This window comes from Barrientosiimonas endolithica (genome assembly GCF_030296655.1).
GTDB classification, from domain to species: Bacteria; Actinomycetota; Actinomycetes; order Actinomycetales; family Dermatophilaceae; genus Barrientosiimonas; species Barrientosiimonas humi.
In genome coordinates this window covers 2,325,064-2,343,043 of record NZ_AP027735.1, presented here as the reverse complement: position 1 = coordinate 2,343,043, position 17,980 = coordinate 2,325,064, and the positions used below count along the sequence as shown (strand labels likewise).

Genomic DNA, 17,980 nt, shown 5'->3' with positions numbered 1-17,980 from the left:
GTTGCCCCCTCGGGAGTTGCGGGGACGGCGGCGCCCGGCCGGCTCGGGGAGCGCGACCGGGCGCGCGACGTCACTTGACCTCGACCTTCTTCACCGAGGGGTCCTTGCGGACCTTGTCGGTGATGCCCTGCAGCTGCTTGGTGAGCGCGGCGGCATCGATCTGCCCGGACAGGAAGGCGTTCCACGGGACCAACATGTCCTGGTTGGTGCCGTAGAGGTCGACGAAGTTCCAGGTGAAGACGTTGTCGCCGGCGGCCGTGAGCATCTTGGTCTGCGACTGCAGCGCGGTCGAGCCGAACCCGTCGTCGGGGACGGTGCCCTTGACGATGGTGGGCGCGAGGCGGGTCTTGGCGAAGTTGGTCGCCGCCTCCTTGGACAGCATGATGCGCAGCAGCTCCTTGCCGGCCGCCTTGTTCTTGCCCTGGCTCGGCACGATGAACGGCTCGCCGGCCGCGGCGTGCAAGGTCTCGTAGGGCATCTTCGGGCTGCTCGACACGGTCAGCTCCGGGAAGCCGGTCATCTTGAAGTCGGCCTTGGTCTGCTTCTTCATCTCGTTCTCGATCCACGAGCCCGAGGGGTAGAGCAGGGCGTCCTGGTTCTGGCTCCACTGCGCCTGCGCGGCGGTGAACGCGGTGCCGCCGCCGCCGGGCTTGACGTAGCCGGCCTTGACGATCTTCTCCAGGCCCTTGATGGCGCCCTGCACGGCGGGCAGCGACCAGCAGCCCTCCTTGAGGTTGTCCATCGCCAGGCGCACCTCGTCGCCGCCCTCCTTGATGGCCGAGCCGATGACGAGGGTCTGGTAGTAGGTCGCGGCCTCCTTGCCCCACAGGAACAGGAACTTGCCCTTCGACTTGGCCTTGCCGCCGAGCTCGTACGCCTCCTCCCAGGTCTTCGGGGAGTCCACCCGTTGGCCTCGAAGAGGCTCGCGGAGTACCACAGCGCATAGATGGTCTGGACGTAGTTGATCGCGGCGAACTTGTCGCCGACCGTGCCGGGAGCCTCGACCCCGGGGTAGAGGGTGTCCTTGATCTTGGTGCCCTCGAGGTTGTTGGCCTCGAACACGTCGGAGAGGTCCTCGAGCTGGTCGACGATGGTGTTCAGGCCGATGGAGTTGGCGCCGGAGTTGTCGATCAGGTCGGGCGGGTTGCCGCCGACGAAGCGCGGCTGCAGCTGCTGGGCGATCTGCGTCGAGGGCTTGACCCCGAACTTGCCTGAGTGGGTGCGGTTGAAGATGTTCGCCGCGAACGTGACGTAGTCGAAGCCGTAGCCGCCGTTGAAGATCACCGCCTCGCCGGTCGCGCCCTTGGCGATGCCGAAGGGGTTCTTCGCGTCGGCCGAGCCGCTGGCGCCCGGGGCCGGCGAGGACGACGCGTCCTCGCCGCCTCCGCTGGTGGCGCACGAGGCGAGCGCCCCGGTCGCGGGCACCGCGACACCCGTCGCCAGGGCCAGCCGCAGGACGGTGCGCCGGTCGGTGTGCTTGCCAGGAACGGTCATCGAGGTCTCCTCGTCTCGTGCGCCCGGGTGAGTCACGAGCCCCGGGACGGGGCTGCTGTGATCCAACTCACAGGGGTGAACCCATGCTGATTAGGGTGATCGAAGTTGTCAACGACATTGACAAAACGCGCAGAAACGATCAGGTTTCGTGACATGACGGAGGCTTCGGCGCGCGCCACGACAGTCGGCCTCACCGGCGCCCAGCTCGGCCCGCCGAGCCGGTTGCCGGCCTACGCGCCGGTGCGGCCGCGGCCGTTCCCGCAGGTCGACGCCGCCGCCCCGCCGCAGATGCGCGAGCGCGTGGCGCGCGGGCGACTCGCCACCCCGCTGCCCTACGGGTTGCGCAGCGACTACGACCGCGGGGCGCACCCGCTGCGACTCCCGGGCGTCGTGCTGGCCAACGACCAGGCGCGGGTCACCATCCTGCCGACGCTCGGCGGCCGCGTCTGGTCGTTCGTGGATCTGACCCGCGGCCGTGAGCTGCTGTACGTCCCCGACCAGCTGCGGTTCGCCGCGTTCGGCCTGTCCGACGCCTGGTTCGCCGGCGGGATCGAGTGGAACTTCGGGTCGTTCGGGCACACCACGCTGACCACCGAGCCGATGCACGCGGCGGTGGTGCCGGCGCCGGACGGGTCCGGCGAGGGCGTACGGCTGTGGGACTGGGAGCGCACCCGCGACGTCCCGTTCTCGGTCGACCTGTGGCTCGACGGGCCGCGGCTGATGGCCGCGACCCGGCTGGTCAACCTCGACCCGGAGGACAAGCCGCTGTACTGGTGGACCAACATCGCCGTGCCCGAGACCGACGGCACCCGGGTGCTGGTGCCGGCCACGCACGCCTGGCGCACCGACTACCGCGGGGTGCTCAGCCAGGTGCCGGTGCCGCAGCCGGGCGGCGACCTCGGCGACACCGACGTGAGCCGGCCGGCGGCGTCGCACTTCGCCGCCGACTACTTCTTCGAGGTCGAGGACCAGGTCGGCCGGATCGTCACCGCGTTCGAGCCCGACGGGCGCGGGTTCGCCCAGACCTCCACCGCCGCGCTGCGCGGACGCAAGCTGTTCCTGTGGGGGCGGGGGCCTGGCGGCCGGCGCTGGCAGCGCCACCTCGGGGGCGACGCCGGTCGCTACGCCGAGATCCAGGCCGGCGTGTGCGCCACCCAGCTCGAGCACGACCTGCTGCCGGGCGGCGGCAGCATCAGCTGGACCGAGTGCTTCACGGGGGTCGACCTGCCGCCCGAGGTGGTGGCCGGCGACTATGCCGCGGCGAGCGAGGCGGCCCGCGCCGCGGTGCACGAGCAGGCTTCCCCGGAGCGCCTCGAGCAGCTGCACGCGACGTGGCTGCGCGAGGTCGCCGAGGCCGAGCCCGGTGAGTCGTTGCACGTCGGATCCGGTTGGGGGAGAACGGAGCTCACGCTCCGCGGGTCCTCGGCGCCGGTCGGGATGCCGTTCCCGGCAGCCGCCTCCGGCGCGCGCGGTGCCGGTGACGACGACAGCGCGACCCTGCTGCCGCTCGCGGACGGCGAGCCGGTCGACGCCGACCCGCTGCGCCCGCCGCTGCCGGGGGTGTCGAACCGGTGGCGGTCGGCCGTCTCGGCGCTGGCCGGGCGGCCCGACGCCGGCTGGTGGCCGCTGTTCGCCGAGGCGGTGCACGCGCACCTCGACGGCGACACCGAGCGCGCTCGTGACGGCTATCGCCGCAGCCTCGCGGTGACGCCGAGCGCCGTCGCGCTGCGCGGGCTGGCCCTGCTCAGCGACGACGTCGACGAGGCCGACGACCTCCTGCGGCGCGCCTTCGAGCTGGCGCCGCACGAGCGCAGACTCGTGACCGAGCGGCTCGAAAAGCTCGTGGCCGCAGGCCGTTTCACGCGCGTGCTCGACGTGGAGGTCGCGCTGCCCGACGAGATCCGCCGGCACGGACGTACGCGACTGCTCCTCGCCACCGCGCTCGCCGGGCTCGGCGCCACCGACCGGGCCCGCGCCGTGCTCGACGACCTCGAGGTCGCCGACCTGGCCGAGGGCGACAACGCGACCGCCGAGCTCTGGTGGCAGGTCTCGCCGGGCACGGCGGTGCCCGAGCGGCTCGACTTCCGGATGTCCCGCGACGACCCCGTGGAGGCGTCATGACCCCGGCCCAGCCCGACGCACCCGGCGTGCCCGGTCCGAACGAGCCCGACCAGCAGACCCGCTGGCGCCAGCTGCTCGACGTGCTCGCCGTGCGGCAGCGGCTGTCGGTCAAGGAGGGATCGGAGCTGCTGGGCGTGTCCGCGGCGACCGTGCGGCGTGACTTCCGCGAGCTCGCGGCGCGGCAGCTGGCCACCCGCACGCACGGGGGAGTGGTCGCGACCTCGGTGGCCTACGAGCTGCCCGCGCGATACCGCCTCGCCGAGGACGACCCGCGCGAGCGCATCGCCCGGGCGGCCGCCGCGTCGGTGACCCCGGGCTCGGTCATCGGCTTCAACGGCGGCACGACCACGAGCGCCGTCGCCCGGCACGTGGCGCAGCGCGCGGAGCTGCAGGAGGGCGGGGTCACCACGGTGACCAACGCGCTGAACATCGCGACCGAGCTGGTGCTGCGGCCCTACATCCGCACGATCTGCATCGGCGGGGAGGCCCGGCCGGAGTCGTACGAGCTGCACGGCCCGTACGCCTCGATGGTCCTGCGCGACCTGCTCGTCGAGCGGCTCTTCCTCGGTGTCGACGCGGTCTCGGCGCAGGCGGGGGTGTCCTGCCGGCACCTCGGCGAGGCGTCGATCAACGCCGAGATGGTGCGCGCGGCCGAGCGGGTGGTGGTGGTCGGCGCGGGTGCCAAGGTCGGCCGCCGCAGCCTGGCCCGCATCTGCCCCACGGTCGACGTGCACGAGCTCATCACCGACGACACGGCCGACCCCGAGGAGGTCGAGCGCATCCGCGAGCTCGGCGTCGAGGTCACGCTGGTCTGAGCCCGGGCGTACGTCGGCCGCTGGGTGCCTCCGGCGTGCGCCGTCTGCATTTCGTGCGTTGGTGCACGATCTGAGCGAGGCGTCGCCGGGATTCCGGGGCGGGCGTCTGCATTTCGTGCGTTGGTGCACGATCTGAGCGAGGCGTCGCCGGGGTGCCGGGGCGGGCGGCTGCATTTCGTGCGTTGGTGCACGATCTGAGCGAGGCGTCGCCGGGTTTACGGGGCGGGCGTCTGCATTTCGTGCGTTGGTGCACGATCTGAGCGAGGCGTCGCCGGGTTTACGGGGCGGGCGTCTGCATTTCGTGCGTTGGTGCACGATCTGAGCGAGGCGTCGCCGGGTTTACGGGGCGGGCGTCTGCATTTCGTGCGTTGGTGCACGATCTGAGCGAGGCGTCGCCGGGATTCCGGGGCGGGCGTCTGCACTTCGTACGTCGTCGCACGATCTGAGCGAGGCGTCGCCGGGATTCCGGGGCGCGCGGCTGCATTTCGTACGTCGTCGCACGATCTGCGGAGCGCGTCGCCTGAGTCAGTGGCCCCCGTGGCGGCGTGCGTGGCGGCGCAGGAACGCGGCCGCGGCGAGCATGCCGAGGCTGCCTCCGATGACGTAGGGCGCCAGCTGGCGCAGCATGATCGGCAGCGCGACGTTGCCGAGGTCGATGGCGTCGTCGGCCGGCGGGGCGGCGTGCTTGGGCGGGGGCGGGGTGGCCCGGGGTGCGGCGGCCGCGGGGGCACGTTCACCGGCGGCCGTGGCCGCTGCGGCCGCACGGGCGGCGTCGGCGGGCGTGCTGGAGCCGTCGTCGGCGGCGTCAGCCACCGATGCCGTGCCGCCGGCGCCGGACGAGCCGGCGGTCGCCGTCTTGGCGGCCGCGCCGTCGGTGCTTCCCGCGGCAGCGGTCCCGGTGGCCCCGGTGGTCGACCGGTCGGCGCCAGCCCCGCCAGCAGCCTCGCCGGCGCCGGAGTCGGAGGCCGCGCCGGAGTCGGCGAGGCGCTGCTCGATGCAGCTGACGAACTGCTGCAGCAGCTTGTCGCTGACGTCCTGCATCACGCCGCGTCCGAACTGGGCCGGCTTGCCGGTGATCGCCAGGTCGGTCACGACCTCGGCGCGGGTGCCGTCACCGTCGGGGGTGAGCGTGACGTTGACGTCGGCGCCGGCGGTGCCGTTGCCGCGCTTGTCCTTGCCCTTGGCCTCGATGCGCGCGGTGTGCGCCTGGTCGTCGCGCTCGACGAACCGCCCGGAACCGTTGTAGACCAACGCGATCGGGCCGAGCTTGACCTTGACGCTGCCGCTGAAGGCGTCGCCGTCGGCCTCGGTGATCGTCGCTCCCGGGAAGCACCCGCCGACCTGCTCCAGGTCGGTGAACGTCTCCCAGACCCGGTCGACGGGGGCGGGCACGGTGAAGGTGTGCGTCAGCTGCATGGGGTCATCCCTTCGCGGCCGCGAGCACGGCGCGACGCGTGAGCACGCCGGCGAGATGCTTGCGGTAGTCGGAGTCGCCGTTGAGGTCGGACGGTGGGTTGGTGCCGTCGGCGGCCTGCGCGCAGGCCTCGCGGATCGCGTCGTCGGTGGCGGCCCTGCCGACCAGCGCTTGCTCGACGGCGGTCGCGCGCAGCGGGGTCGATCCCATGTTGGTGAGCCCGATCGCGGCCTCCGCGATGGTGTCGCCCTCGGTGCGCACGGTGGCCGCGACGGCCACGATCGACCACTGGTGCTTGACCCGCACGAACTTCTCGTAGTGCGCGCCCCACCCGGTGTGCTTCGGGATGCGGATCTGGGTGAGCAGCTCGTCGTCTCCCACTGCGGTGGTGAACAGGTCCTCGAAGAAGTCGGTGGCCGCGACCGTGCGCGTGGCGCCGCCCTGTCCGGCGATGACCAGCTCGGCGTCGAGCGCCAGCACGGGGGCACCGACGTCACCGGCCGGGTCGGCGTGCACCAGCGCGCCGCCGATGGTCCCGCGGTGGCGGATCTGCGGGTCGGCCACCTCGGCGATGGCGTCGGGCAGCACCGCCGCGTGCTCGCGCAGCAGCGGGTCGTGGACCAGGTCGGCGTACGTCGTCATCGCCCCGACCACGACCGCGTCGCCGTCGTCGGTGACGCCCTGCAGGTCGGTGATCTTGCCGAGGTCGACGAGCACCTCGGGGGCGTTGAGCCGCATCCGCAGGATCGGCAGCAGCGACTGTCCGCCGGCGATCACCTTGGCGTCGTCACCGTGCTCGGCAAGCGCGGCCAGGGCCTCCTCGAGGGTGGCCGGAGCGACGTAGTCGAACGTGGCCGGGATCATCGCTGACCTCCCTGGTCGGCAGAGCCGGTATCGCCGGTGGGCCCGCCACCGGAGGGCCCGGGGTCGGGGTGTCCTGGTTGGGTGCGGAGCCCTCGAAGTGCGGCTGCGCGTCGGGCGTGGTCGGCTCGTCGCCGGCCACGGTGCCGGCGCCCTGGGCAGCCTGCGCCCCGGACTGCTCGGCCTCCTGGATCGCCCGCCAGACCCGCTCGGGCGTGCACGGCATCTGCACGTCGTGGATGCCGAGCGGGCGCAGCGCGTCGACCACCGCGTTGACCACCGCGGGCGTCGAGGCGATGCAGCCGGCCTCGCCGACACCCTTGGCGCCCAGGTCGTTGGAGGTGGCGGGGGAGACCGTGTTGTCGGTGACGAAGCTGATCGTGTCGGCCGCGGTCGGCAGCGTGTAGTCGACGAACGACCCGGTGACCAGCGTCCCCGACTCGTCGTAGACCGCCTCCTCCCACAGCGCCTGCGCGATGCCCTGCACGAGCCCGCCGTGGATCTGCCCCTCGACGATGAGCGGGTTGACGATGTTGCCGATGTCGTCGACACAGACGTACGAGCGCATGGTCGACTCGCCCGTCTCGGTGTCGATCTCCATGGCGCACAGGTGGGTGCCGTGCGGGAAGGAGAAGTTGACCGGGTCGAACGTCGCGTCGGAGTCGAGGCTCGGCTCGACGCCGTCGGGCAGGTCGTGCGCGGCGAACGTCGCGAGCGCGACCGCGCCGATGCCGACCGTCTTGGCGCCCTCGCCGGCGCCCTTGACCGAGAACGTGCCGCGCTCGAACTCGATGTCGTCCGGGCTCGCCTCGAGCATGTGCGCCGCGATCGGGCGCGCCTTCTCGATGACCTTCTGCGACGCCTTGATCACCGCCTGGCCGCCGACGACCAGCGAGCGCGAGCCGTAGGTGTCCATGCCCTTCTGGCTGCTGGTGGTGTCGCCGTGCAGCACGGTCACGTCGTCGAACCCGACGCCCAGCTGGTCGGCGACGATCTGGCTCCAGGCGGTCTCGTGGCCCTGGCCGTGGGCGCTGGACCCGGTGACGACCTCGACCTTGCCGGTCGGCAGCATGCGCACCTGGGCGTACTCCCAGCCGCCGGCGCCGTAGTTGAGCGAGCCCAGCACGCGGGAGGGTGCCAGGCCGCACATCTCGGTGAACGTCGAGACGCCGATGCCCAGCTGCACCGGGTCCTTGCGCTCGCGGCGCTGCTGCTGCTCGGCGCGCAGCGCGTCGTAGTCGAACAGCTCCTTCGCCCGGTCGGTGGCGGCCTCGTAGTTGCCGGAGTCGTACTCCAGCCCGCACACCGTGGTGAACGGGAACTCCTCGTGCTTGATCCAGTTCTTCTCACGGATCTCCAGCGGGTCGACGCCGACCTCGGCGGCCAGCTCGTCCATCAGCCGCTCGATCGCGAACGTCGCCTCGGGGCGCCCGGCCCCGCGGTAGGCGTCGGTCCAGGTCTTGTTGGTGAAGACGTTGGTGCAGTCGAACCGGTAGGCCGGGAACTTGTAGATCGCGTTGAACATGAACGCACCGAGGATGGGTACGCCCGGGGTCACCAGCCCGAGGTAGGCGCCCATGTCGGCGAGCAGCTCGACCTTCAGGCCGGTGACGGTGCCGTCCTTGTCGGCCGCGAGCGTGAGCTTCTGCCACTGGTCGCGCCCGTGGTGGGCCGACAGCAGCGACTCGCTGCGGGTCTCGGTCCACTTGGCCGGCTTGCCGGTGCGGCGGGCCACGAGCAGGGTGATGATCTCCTCGGGGGTGACCTGCAGCTTGCCGCCGAAGCCGCCGCCCACGTCGGGGGCGATGACCCGGATCTTGGACTCGTCGATGCCGAGCGTCATGGCGAGCATGAGGCGCAGGATGTGCGGCACCTGGGTGGCCGACCACATGACGACCTGCTCGGCGGTCGGGTCGACCGCGACCGAGCGGGGCTCCATGAAGGCCGGCACCAGCCGCTGCTGGCGGTACTCCCGCTCGATGACGATGCCGCCGTCGCGGGCCTTGCTGATGGCCTCCTCGACGTCGCCGCCCGTGCCGGCCTCGGCCGAGTCGAACACCCAGTTGGCGCTGACGTTGGTGCCGAGGTCGGGGTGGGCCAGGCCGCCCTCGTCGGCCGCCGCCTGGCGCAGGTCGAGCACCGGCTCCTGCTCGTCGTAGTCGACGTCGACCAGCTCGGCCGCGTCCCGAGCCTGGGCCGGGGTGCGTGCCGCGACGACCGCGACGATCTCACCGGCGTACGCGACCCGGTCGACGGCGACGGAGGCGTGCACCGGGGCCTTCTGGTCCTCGGTGATCGGCCACGCGCAGGGCAGGCCGCCCTGCTCGTCGGCGAGGTCGCGCCCGGTCCAGACGCCGACCACGCCCGGGCTCTTCTTGGCCTCGTCGACGTCGATGCTGCTGATCGTCGCCGCGGCGAACGGGCTGCGCACCATCGCGATGTGCACCATGCCGGGGAGCACGATGTTGTCGGTCCACCGGGTGCGACCGGTGATCAGCCGCTGGTCCTCCTTGCGGCGGCGGGCCTGCCCGACCTCGCCGCTCGGCTTGCCCTGCTGCTCCTGCGGGGAGCCTCGGTGGTGGTCACTTGCGCTCACCCCCTGCGGCGGCACCGGACTCGGCCACGGAGGCCACCGCCTTGACGATGTTCTGGTAGCCGGTGCAGCGGCACAGGTTGCCCTCGAGGCCGTCGCGGATCTCCCGCTCGTCGGGTCGCGGGTTGTCGCGCAGCACGTCGAGCGCCTGCATGATCATCCCCGGCGTGCAGTAGCCGCACTGCAGCGCGTGGTGCTCGTGGAAGGCCTGCTGCATGGGGTGCAGCTCGCCGTCCTCGGCGAGGCCCTCGATCGTGGTGACCTCGTGCCCGTCGGCCTGCACGGCCAGCACGTTGCACGACTTCACGCTGCGTCCGTCGAGGTGCACGGTGCAGGCTCCGCAGTTGCTGGTGTCGCAGCCCACGACGGTCCCGGTCTTCCCGAGCGTCTCTCGCAGGTAGTGGACGAGCAGGGTGCGAGGTTCGACGTCGTCGACGTTCTCGACCCCGTCGACGCGGACGGTGATCTTGGCCATGCGGAGGACCTCCTGCGCCTTGGTGGGGTTCTGATCCTCGCGTGACCTAGATCACCTTTCAAGAGATTCCGGTCAAGCCGACCCGATCGGGTAGGTCACTCCGGCGACGCGTGCTCGTGGTGGATCGGACCGGCCGTACGCGTGAGCGGAGCGCCCTTCCCGCCCCACCTGCGCGAGATGATCTCGGCCGCGATCGACACGGCCGTCTCCTCGGGCGTGCGCGCCCCGAGATCGAGCCCGATCGGGCTCGCCAGCCGGGCGATCTCGTCCTCGCTCACGCCCGCCTCGCGCAGCCGGGCGACCCGGTCGTCGTGCGTGCGGCGCGAGCCCATCGCCCCGATGTATCCGACCTCGGGCAGGCGCAGGGCGACCTCCAGCAGCGGGACGTCGAACTTGGGGTCGTGGGTGAGCACGGCCAGCACCGTGCGCCCGTCGACGCGTCCCGCCTCGGCCTCGGCCTCGAGATAGCGGTGCGGCCAGTCGACGACGACCTCGTCGGCGTCGGGGAAGCGGGTGCTGGTCGCGAAGACCGGGCGGGCGTCGCACACGGTCACCCGGTATCCGAGGAACGAGCCCATGCGTGCCGCCGCGGCCGCGAAGTCGATCGCGCCGAAGATGATCATGCGCGGCGCGGGGGCGAAGGAGCTGACGAACACCCGCATCCCCTCGCCGCGGCGCTCGCCGTCGGGGCCGTACTCCAGGGTCGCGTTGCGCCCCGCCTCGAGCAGGCCGCGGGCGTCGTCGACGATCGCGGCGTCCATCCGCGCGCTGCCGAGCGAGGCGGTCGGCTGGTCGGCTTCGTCCTGCCGCACCAGGACCCGCCGGCCGACGACCGCGGGGTCGGGGTGCTCGACGACGGTCGCCAGCGCCACCGGCTCGCCCGCGTCGACCAGGTCGGCGAGCTCGCCGAGCTCGGGGAAGGACTCCGGCGACACCGACTCGACGAGCACGTCGAGGATGCCGCCGCAGGTGAGGCCGACCGACAGGGCGTCGTCGTCGCTCACGCCGTAGCGCTGCAGCTGCGGCGCGCCCGTCTCGACCACCTCGCCGGCGAGCTCGTAGACCGCTCCCTCGACGCAGCCGCCGGACACCGACCCGACCGCCTCGCCCTGCGGCCCGAGCAGCATCGCCGCGCCCGGCTGGCGCGGTGCCGAGCGCCAGGTGGCGATCACCGTCGCCAGCCCCACGGTGCGCCCCTCGCGCCACCAACCCACCAGCTCCGGCAGGACGTCACGCATCGCCGATCACCTCTCCCAGCTCTCCGAACGCGAGAGTCTCCATCCGTACGATGGGGAGAGCCAGCGCCTTCCTACTTGAGCCCGCGGTCTTGAGTCCGCGGTGTCTCTGATGTGAAGCGCAAGGCTCGACCACGGACGCGGCCATCTTCATGCTGCCTCCTCGTTACACATCGAGCATGGCCACCCCATCTCGGCCAACAGACAGGGACGCCGCAGCTCAGCGCGAAAGCCGGCGTTGCATCAACCTAACCCCACGTCCCTCGCGGACCCTCCGGCCGACATGCGTAGGTCGGAGCTGAGGGCATGCCGGACCTTCCGGGAGCCGGACAGCGACCAGGGTGTCGTCCGCACCGATCCTGGCCGGCCGCGAGCCGGGCACGTATGTCGGACGGAGAACCACCTAATGTTAAAGACTTCGTAAAGCATTTGCTCGGAACGATCGGACGAGGAGGTCGTCCGACTACAGTCCAGCTATCAGTCAGAGCGCCAAGGTTCTCGCATAGACGCAAGTAGAGTTGGTAGTACGCGGCGCTCTGCGGGGGTAAGTCGCGCGAGGGGGAACGAAATGCACCTAGCCGCAATCCTTAGTTTGAGGCCGGCACCTGCGGCGGCAGTATGATTATGGAATCCCACGCAGGTGTGACCTTACTGCTAGGTGTCTACGCGGCCTTTGCCTGGCGGCTTTGTTTGAGGGTGTTGAGGGGGTGATGTTTCGGCTTCCCTGAGAGGCAAGGCTCAGGATTATTTTGATGGTCACGGCTTTCGTGGGCTTTCGCGATTGGCGGGGGCCCGTCTCTGAGAGAGAGGTAGTGCGATGAATGATAACATGTCCGAAGTGCGTTTGCGGTCCGAGAGGAACGAGGCTCTCCGAGAGGCAGATGCTGCGTTAGAGTCTGCCCAGAGAGAGATTCAGCGCGCCTTGGGTGATCTCGCCCCGGCGGCTGCGGACGCTGCCCGCCGAGCTATTCGTAAGGGACGGGACGCTATTGGGGAGGCTGCGGAGTCTTAATCGGGTGGCGGTGGATTCAGCTGGTCGTCGCAACACCTTGATGGTGGAGGTGTTCGAGGATGGCGACGAGGGACTGGAGTAGGAAGACCAGCGATGCACCTGAGGGGGTTCGCCGGCAGTGGCGTGCTGATCGGGCGCTGAGGCCGGCGATGTGTTCACCGGGGCGGCCTGATCCGTCGCGGGTGGTGCAGCGGCAGTTCTGGCGGTGGATCGCCACCGGCATCACCACGGCGGAGGCGGCACTGAAGGTGGGCGTGTCCGTGCCCGTGGGAACCCGCTGGTTTCGTCACGCTGGCGGCATGCCGCCGATCTCGTTGGCCGAGCCCACGGGCCGTTACCTGTCCTTCGAGGAGCGTGAGGAGGTCGCGATCCTGCGCGCCCAGGACAAGGGTGTGCGTGAGATCGCCCGCGCGATCGGGCGCGACCCGGGGACCATCTCACGGGAACTGCGTCGTAACGCTGCTACTCGTGGCGGCAAGCTGGAGTACCGGGCGTTGGTGGCGCAGTGGAAGGCGCAGCAGACTGCCAAGCGGCCCAAGACCGCCAAGCTCGTGGAGAACCCGCAGCTGCGCGAGTACGTGCAGGACCGGCTCGCCGGGAACGTGCGCCGGCCCGACGGCGCGATCGTGCCCGGGCCGAAGCCGCCGCCGTGGAAGGGGTTGAACAAGCCCCACCGGGCTGACCGTCGGTGGTCGACGGCGTGGAGCCCGGAACAGATCAGCAACCGGTTGAAGATCGACTTCCCAGATGATGAGTCCATGCGCATCAGCCACGAGGCGATCTACCAATCGCTGTTCATCGAAGGCCGTGGCGCGCTCCAGCGTGAGCTCGTCGCCTGTCTGCGCACAGGGCGTGCGTTGCGAGCACCTCGGGAGCGGTCGAGGAACAAGGCGAAGGGGCACGTGACCGCCGACGTCGTCCTCAGCCAGCGCCCGGCCGAGGCCGATGACCGTGCCGTCCCTGACCACTGGGAAGGGGACCTGATCATCGGAACCGGACGGTCCGCGATCGGCACGCTCGTCGAGCGCAGCAGCCGCTCAACGCTGCTGGTCCATCTGCCGCGACTGGAGGGTTGGGGCGAGACCCCGCGGGTGAAGAACGGTCCCTCGCTGGGTGGCTACGGGGCCGTCGCGATGAACACGGCTCTGACGGCATCGATGACCCAGCTGCCCGAGCAGCTTCGCAAGACGCTGACCCGGGATCGCGGCAAGGAGCTTTCCGGACATGCAGTGTTCGCCATGGACACCGGGACACAGGTGTTCTTCGCCGACCCCCACGCGCCGTGGCAACGCCCGACCAACGAGAACACCAACGGCCTGCTGCGCCAGTACTTCCCCAAAGGCACGGACCTGTCGCGCTGGTCCGCAGACGACCTCGAGGCCGTCGCTTACGCACTCAACAACCGACCCCGGAAAGTCCTCGGGTGGAGACCCCGGCCGAGGTCTTCCAGGAGCAACTACGCTCACTTCAACAACCCGGTGTTGCATCGACTGGTTGAACCTGTCCAGTACACGTCGTGGCTGTTCGGCAACCGGCTCCGCGAGGCCGGACTGCTGGGATCGATGGGCCGGATCGCGTCCTGCTACGACAACGCGTTGATGGAATCCTTCTTCGGCTCGATGCAGATCGAGCTGCTCGACCGGCGCGACTGACCCACCCAGGACGACCTCGCCAAGGCGATCTTCGAGTGGATCGAAGCCTGGTGCAACCCCACCGCAGGCACTCCGCCCTGGGCTACCTGTCCCCGGCCGAGTACGAAACCCTTCACGCCGCCACGAGCACCGCGGCATGATCACCCCAACCGAAACCGTCCGAGAAACCGGGTTAAGGCTAGGGCCGTTTCAGTCGTTCAACAGTTATGAAGAATCGGTAGAGAAAGCAAGGCCGCCGCGGTGCGGCGTCGGTCCCGGACCGGTTTATGACTTTGTCCCTGGGTAGAGGTGCACGGTGCGTCCCTCGCGCCACCAACCCACCAGCTCCCGAAGGACGTCACGCATCGCCGATCACCTCTCCCAGCTCTTCGAACGCGGCCCACGAGTGGCCCGCGACCAGCGCGTGCACGTGGGGCAGGGCCGCCGCCATGCCCGCCTGCACGGGTTCGTACCCCGGTCGGCCGCGGTGCGGGTTGGCCCAGATCACTTGGTGCGCAACGGAGCTCAGCCGTCGCGCCTGCTCGCCCAGCAGCTGCGGGTCCTGGCACTCCCATCCGTCGCTGAAGATCACGACCACCGCTCCGCGGGCGGTGCCGCGCCGCCCCCACCGGTCGAGGAAGACCTGCAGCGACTGACCGAGCCGGGTGCCGCCGGACCAGTCGGGCACCAGGTCACCCGCGGTGATCAGCGCCCGGTCGCCGTCGCGCTCGTGCATCGCCCGGGTGACGTGCGTGAGCCGCGACCCCAGCGTGAACGTCTCGACCCGGCCTCCTGCCTCCCGACCCCGGCGCGTGATCGCGTGCGCGAGCCGCAGCAGCGAGTCGGCGTAGGGCTCCATCGAGCCGGACACGTCGATGAGCAGCACGACCGGGCGCGGGCGCACGCGGCGGCGCGACCGACGCACCTGTCCCGGCTCGCCGAGCCTGCGCAGCTGCTCGCGCAGCGTCGCGCGACCGTCGACCGCGCCCGTGCGGCGGTGGGTGCGGCGACGCGACGGCCGGGTCGGCGGGTGGAACGGAAGGGAGCCGAAAAGCCTTGCCAGATAAGCCTTCTCGCTCGGGGCCAGCGTGGCGACGTCGCGGTGGCGCAGCACGTCGGCGTCGCTCGCGGCGGTGCCGAGCAGGCTGTCCGGCCCGTCCCCGCCGTCGACGTCGTCACCGGTCGCGAGCGACGCCTGCACGACCGGTGGCCGGGGGCGCTCGTCGCGCACGACCGGCCGCGGACCGGCCGCGCCGAACCAGGCCGTGAAGACCCGGTCGTACGTCGTCGCGTCGCTCGGTCCGGACGTCAGGGCTGCCCGGCCGGCCCAGTAGACCTGCTCGCGCTCCGCGAGACCGACGGCGGCCGCGGCGAGCAGGAACGTGCGCTCGCGGTCGCCGGTCACCCGCAGCCCCGCGGCGCGCAGCGCCCGGGCGAACCCGAGCAGCACCGTCGTGGGGGAGGGTTCGGTGGCGGGCCCGGCTCCCTCGAGCAGCGGGTCGGGGTCGCGCAGCGGGGCGGAGGTGCGGGAGGAGCCGGTCACGACAGCATCCGGTCGAGGGCCTGGCGGACCTGCTCGGCGTCCTCGCGATACTTCACGGCCGCTCCGAGCGTCGCCGCGGCCGTCTCGACCGTGAGGGTGTCGGTGCCGAGCGCGTGCAGCGAGCGGGCCCAGTCGAGCGTCTCGGCGACGCCGGGCGACTTGATCAGGTCGCCGCGGTCGCGGATGCGGTGCACGAGCGCGACGACCTGCTCGGCCAGCGCGTCGGACACCTCCGGCAGGCGGCTGTGCACGATCTCCAGCTCGCGCGTCAGGCTCGGGTGGTCGATCCAGTGATAGAGGCAGCGTCGCTTGAGCGCGTCGTGCAGCTCGCGGGTGCGGTTGGAGGTGAGCACCGCCAGCGGCGGCTCGGCCGCGCGCACCGTGCCGACCTCGGGGATGCTCACGCTCCACGTCGAGAGCACCTCGAGCAGGAACGCCTCGAACTCGTCGTCGGCGCGGTCGATCTCGTCGACCAGCAGCACGCACGGAGCGGTGCGCAGCGCGCGCAGCACCGGCCGGTCGAGCAGGAAGCGCTCGTCGAACAGCTCGGCCTCCGCGGCCGCGACCGCCTCGGCCGACCCGCCGTCGCCGCGCGCGCCGGGCGACAGCGCCTCGACCGCGCGAAGGTGCAGGATCTGCCGCGGGAAGTCCCAGTCGTACAGGGCCTGCGTGGCGTCGATGCCCTCGTAGCACTGCAGCCGCACGAGCGGGACGTCCAGCCCGGCCGCGAGCGCCTCGGCGAGCGCCGTCTTGCCCGTGCCGGGCTCACCCTCCAGCAGCAGCGGACGGTCGAGCGCGCTCGCGAGGAAGGTGACGGTGGCGACGGCCTCGTCGGCCAGGTATCCGGTGCCGGCGAGCACCTTCCGCACCTGGTCGACGTCGGCGAGAACGTCCTGCATCCGACCAGCATCGCCGACGCGCGCGCCGCGCACAGGCATTCGGCCTCGGCCCGTGCGGCCGATGTCGGGGGTTGTGACGGTGCTGAGGCGCGCGGGGCTGTCAGTGCGGCCGATGCCGGGGTTGTGCGGCAGGTCGGCGGGGGTGTCGGCGTCGCGGCCGCTCGCGAGGTCGCCGCACTCGACCAGCAGCGGGCGGTGGGCGCGCAGGTAGTCGCGGGCGCCGCGGTCGCCGGTCGCCACCTCGACGACGCCCGGCCAGTGCGCCCGGCCGAGCACGACCGGGTGACCCGCCACCCCGCCGTACGCCGCCCGCACCAACGCGCCCGCGTCACCACCGGCGGTGTCGACCAGGCGGCGCACCACCCGCGCGTCCAGGTCGACCAGGTCGACCAGGCTCACGACGGCCACCGTGGCCTCGCCGCGCAGCGCCGCCTCCAGGCCGGCGCGCAGCGAGGCGCCCATGCCCTCGGCCCAGCCCGGCACGTCGACCACGGTGACGTGCTCGGGCGAACCCAGCGCCCGGCGTACGTCATCGGCGGCAGCCCCGACCGTCACCAGCACCTCGGCGCACCCGCCGTCGAGCAGCAGGTCCACGCCGCGCCGCACCAGCGGCTGCCCGTCGAGGAGCACCAGCGCCTTCGGGCCGCCCATCCGGCGGCCGGCGCCGGCGGCGAGCAGCAGGCCGACGGTGGCACCCGCACGCTCCGCACCCATGCACCCATCCTGCCGGGGATGCGGGGGAAAGCCGGGCACGCGCGTACCCTTGCCTCCCGTGGCTCACGACTATCCCGCCGAGATCAAGGCACTGCGCACGACGATGGACTCGGTCCGCGACGTGACCGACCTGGACACCCTGCGCTCGCAGATCGCCGAGCTGGAGCAGGAGTCGGCCGCCCCCGACCTGTGGGACGACGTCGAGCACGCCCAGGAGGTCACCAGCCGCCTGTCGCGCGCCAACTCCGAGCTGGAGCGCGTCGAGGGCATGGACTCGCGCATCGACGACGTCGAGGTGCTGGTCGAGATGGCGCAGGAGGAGGACGACGCCGAGACGTTCACCGAGGTCGACCGCGAGCTCGCGTCGCTGCGCAAGGCGGTCAGCGAGCTGGAGGTGCGCACGCTGCTGGCGGGGAGTACGACCAGCGCGAGGCGGTCGTGACGATCCGGGCCGGCGCGGGCGGGGTCGACGCCGCCGACTTCGCCGAGATGCTGCTGCGGATGTACCTGCGCTGGGCGGAGCGGCACGGGTATCCGACCAAGGTCATGGACACCTCCTACGCCGAGGAGGCGGGCCTGAAGTCGGCGACGTTCGAGGTGAACGTGCCGTACGCGTACGGCAACCTCGCGGTCGAGGCCGGCACCCACCGGCTGGTGCGCATCAGCCCGTTCGACAACCAGGGCCGCCGCCAGACCAGCTTCGCCGCGGTCGAGGTGGTGCCGCTCATCGAGCAGACCGACCACATCGACATCCCCGAGAACGAGCTGAAGATCGACGTCTTCCGCTCCTCCGGTCCCGGCGGCCAGTCGGTCAACACCACCGACTCCGCCGTGCGCATGACGCACATCCCGACCGGCACCGTCGTGTCGATGCAGAACGAGAAGAGCCAGATCCAGAACCGGGCGGCCGCGCTGCGCGTCATGCAGTCGCGGCTGCTGCTGCTGCGCCGCGAGCAGGAGGCGGCGGAGAAGAAGGAGCTGGCCGGCGACATCAAGGCCAGCTGGGGCGACCAGATGCGCTCCTACGTGCTGCACCCCTACCAGATGGTCAAGGACCTGCGCACCGAGCACGAGGTCGGCAAGACCGACGCGGTGCTCGACGGCGACATCGACGACTTCATCGAGGCCGGGGTGCGCTGGAAGCGCGCGCAGGAGCGCGCCGACGCCTGACCC

Annotated in this window: 12 protein-coding genes and 1 pseudogene; 5 read left to right on the top strand and 8 right to left on the bottom strand. The window is 71.5% G+C overall.

Going from position 1 to position 17,980, the window contains the following annotated elements:
• Nucleotides 1–70: 70 nt before the first annotated feature.
• On the bottom strand, nt 71–904 hold the full coding sequence (locus QUE40_RS19255) for an extracellular solute-binding protein (RefSeq protein ID WP_350226955.1): 834 nt from the start codon (nt 902–904) through the stop codon (nt 71–73).
• A 743-nt stretch (nt 905–1,647) separates the two neighbouring features.
• Between QUE40_RS19255 and QUE40_RS11870 the strand changes: the two genes are divergently transcribed.
• Nucleotides 1,648–3,615, top strand: a complete 1,968-nt coding sequence (locus tag QUE40_RS11870) for a DUF5107 domain-containing protein (RefSeq protein WP_289231089.1) — start codon at nt 1,648–1,650, stop codon at nt 3,613–3,615.
• Nucleotides 3,612–4,430 (top strand): DeoR/GlpR family DNA-binding transcription regulator, encoded by an 819-nt coding sequence (locus QUE40_RS11865; protein ID WP_289231088.1) that lies wholly within the window; start codon nt 3,612–3,614, stop codon nt 4,428–4,430. Before QUE40_RS11870 ends, QUE40_RS11865 begins: the two co-directional genes overlap by 4 nt.
• 525 nt (nt 4,431–4,955) lie before the next feature.
• Here QUE40_RS11865 and QUE40_RS11860 read toward each other — a convergent pair.
• The 5 genes from QUE40_RS11860 to QUE40_RS11840 form a co-directional block, all read right to left on the bottom strand.
• Entirely contained in the window at nt 4,956–5,846 is an 891-nt protein-coding gene (locus QUE40_RS11860) for an SRPBCC family protein (RefSeq protein ID WP_289231087.1), read from the bottom strand.
• Nucleotides 5,847–5,850: 4 nt separating this feature from the next.
• Nucleotides 5,851–6,708, bottom strand: a complete 858-nt coding sequence (locus QUE40_RS11855; RefSeq protein WP_289231086.1) for an FAD binding domain-containing protein — start codon at nt 6,706–6,708, stop codon at nt 5,851–5,853.
• A complete protein-coding gene (locus tag QUE40_RS11850) occupies nt 6,632–9,301 on the bottom strand; it encodes a xanthine dehydrogenase family protein molybdopterin-binding subunit (RefSeq protein WP_289231085.1) in 2,670 nt (889 codons plus the stop codon). The genes QUE40_RS11855 and QUE40_RS11850 overlap by 77 nt, the downstream gene beginning before the upstream one ends.
• Nucleotides 9,288–9,773, bottom strand: coding sequence for a (2Fe-2S)-binding protein (locus QUE40_RS11845; RefSeq protein ID WP_289231084.1), 486 nt, complete (start codon nt 9,771–9,773; stop codon nt 9,288–9,290). Before QUE40_RS11845 ends, QUE40_RS11850 begins: the two co-directional genes overlap by 14 nt.
• A gap of 95 nt (nt 9,774–9,868) precedes the next feature.
• Entirely contained in the window at nt 9,869–11,011 is a 1,143-nt protein-coding gene (locus QUE40_RS11840; RefSeq protein WP_289231083.1) for an XdhC family protein, read from the bottom strand.
• Between the two features lie 1,068 nt (nt 11,012–12,079).
• Here QUE40_RS11840 and QUE40_RS11835 point away from each other — a divergent pair.
• Nucleotides 12,080–13,518: pseudogene (locus tag QUE40_RS11835) on the top strand (IS30 family transposase).
• A complete protein-coding gene (locus tag QUE40_RS11830; protein WP_289231082.1) occupies nt 13,499–13,672 on the top strand; it encodes a hypothetical protein in 174 nt (57 codons plus the stop codon). Before QUE40_RS11835 ends, QUE40_RS11830 begins: the two are co-directional and overlap by 20 nt.
• Before the next feature lie 337 nt (nt 13,673–14,009).
• On the opposite strand, the gene QUE40_RS11825 is transcribed toward QUE40_RS11830, so the two are convergent.
• A complete protein-coding gene (locus QUE40_RS11825; protein ID WP_289231081.1) occupies nt 14,010–15,194 on the bottom strand; it encodes a vWA domain-containing protein in 1,185 nt (394 codons plus the stop codon).
• Complete coding sequence (locus QUE40_RS19710; RefSeq protein WP_433997000.1) at nt 15,191–16,807, bottom strand: NTP transferase domain-containing protein; 1,617 nt, start codon at nt 16,805–16,807, stop codon at nt 15,191–15,193. Before QUE40_RS19710 ends, QUE40_RS11825 begins: the two co-directional genes overlap by 4 nt.
• 103 nt (nt 16,808–16,910) lie before the next feature.
• Between QUE40_RS19710 and prfB the strand changes: the two genes are divergently transcribed.
• Nucleotides 16,911–17,977, top strand: a protein-coding gene (gene prfB, locus QUE40_RS11810; protein WP_433997084.1) for a peptide chain release factor 2 whose coding sequence is annotated in 2 segments (ribosomal slippage) — nt 16,911–17,217 and nt 17,217–17,977 — 1,068 coding nt in all. Because the reading frame shifts where the segments join, the coding sequence is not laid out codon by codon here.
• The last annotated feature ends 3 nt before the right edge of the window (nt 17,978–17,980 follow it).

Coding starts and splice junctions, on each gene's coding strand:
- QUE40_RS11870 (WP_289231089.1), top strand. CDS start 1,648: ATGACGGAGGCTTCGGCGCGCGCCACGACAGTCGGCCTCACCGGCGCC.
- QUE40_RS11865 (WP_289231088.1), top strand. CDS start 3,612: ATGACCCCGGCCCAGCCCGACGCACCCGGCGTGCCCGGTCCGAACGAG.
- QUE40_RS11845 (WP_289231084.1), bottom strand. CDS start 9,773: ATGGCCAAGATCACCGTCCGCGTCGACGGGGTCGAGAACGTCGACGAC.
- QUE40_RS19710 (WP_433997000.1), bottom strand. CDS start 16,807: ATGGGTGCGGAGCGTGCGGGTGCCACCGTCGGCCTGCTGCTCGCCGCC.
- QUE40_RS11840 (WP_289231083.1), bottom strand. CDS start 11,011: ATGCGTGACGTCCTGCCGGAGCTGGTGGGTTGGTGGCGCGAGGGGCGC.
- QUE40_RS11855 (WP_289231086.1), bottom strand. CDS start 6,708: ATGATCCCGGCCACGTTCGACTACGTCGCTCCGGCCACCCTCGAGGAG.
- QUE40_RS11860 (WP_289231087.1), bottom strand. CDS start 5,846: ATGCAGCTGACGCACACCTTCACCGTGCCCGCCCCCGTCGACCGGGTC.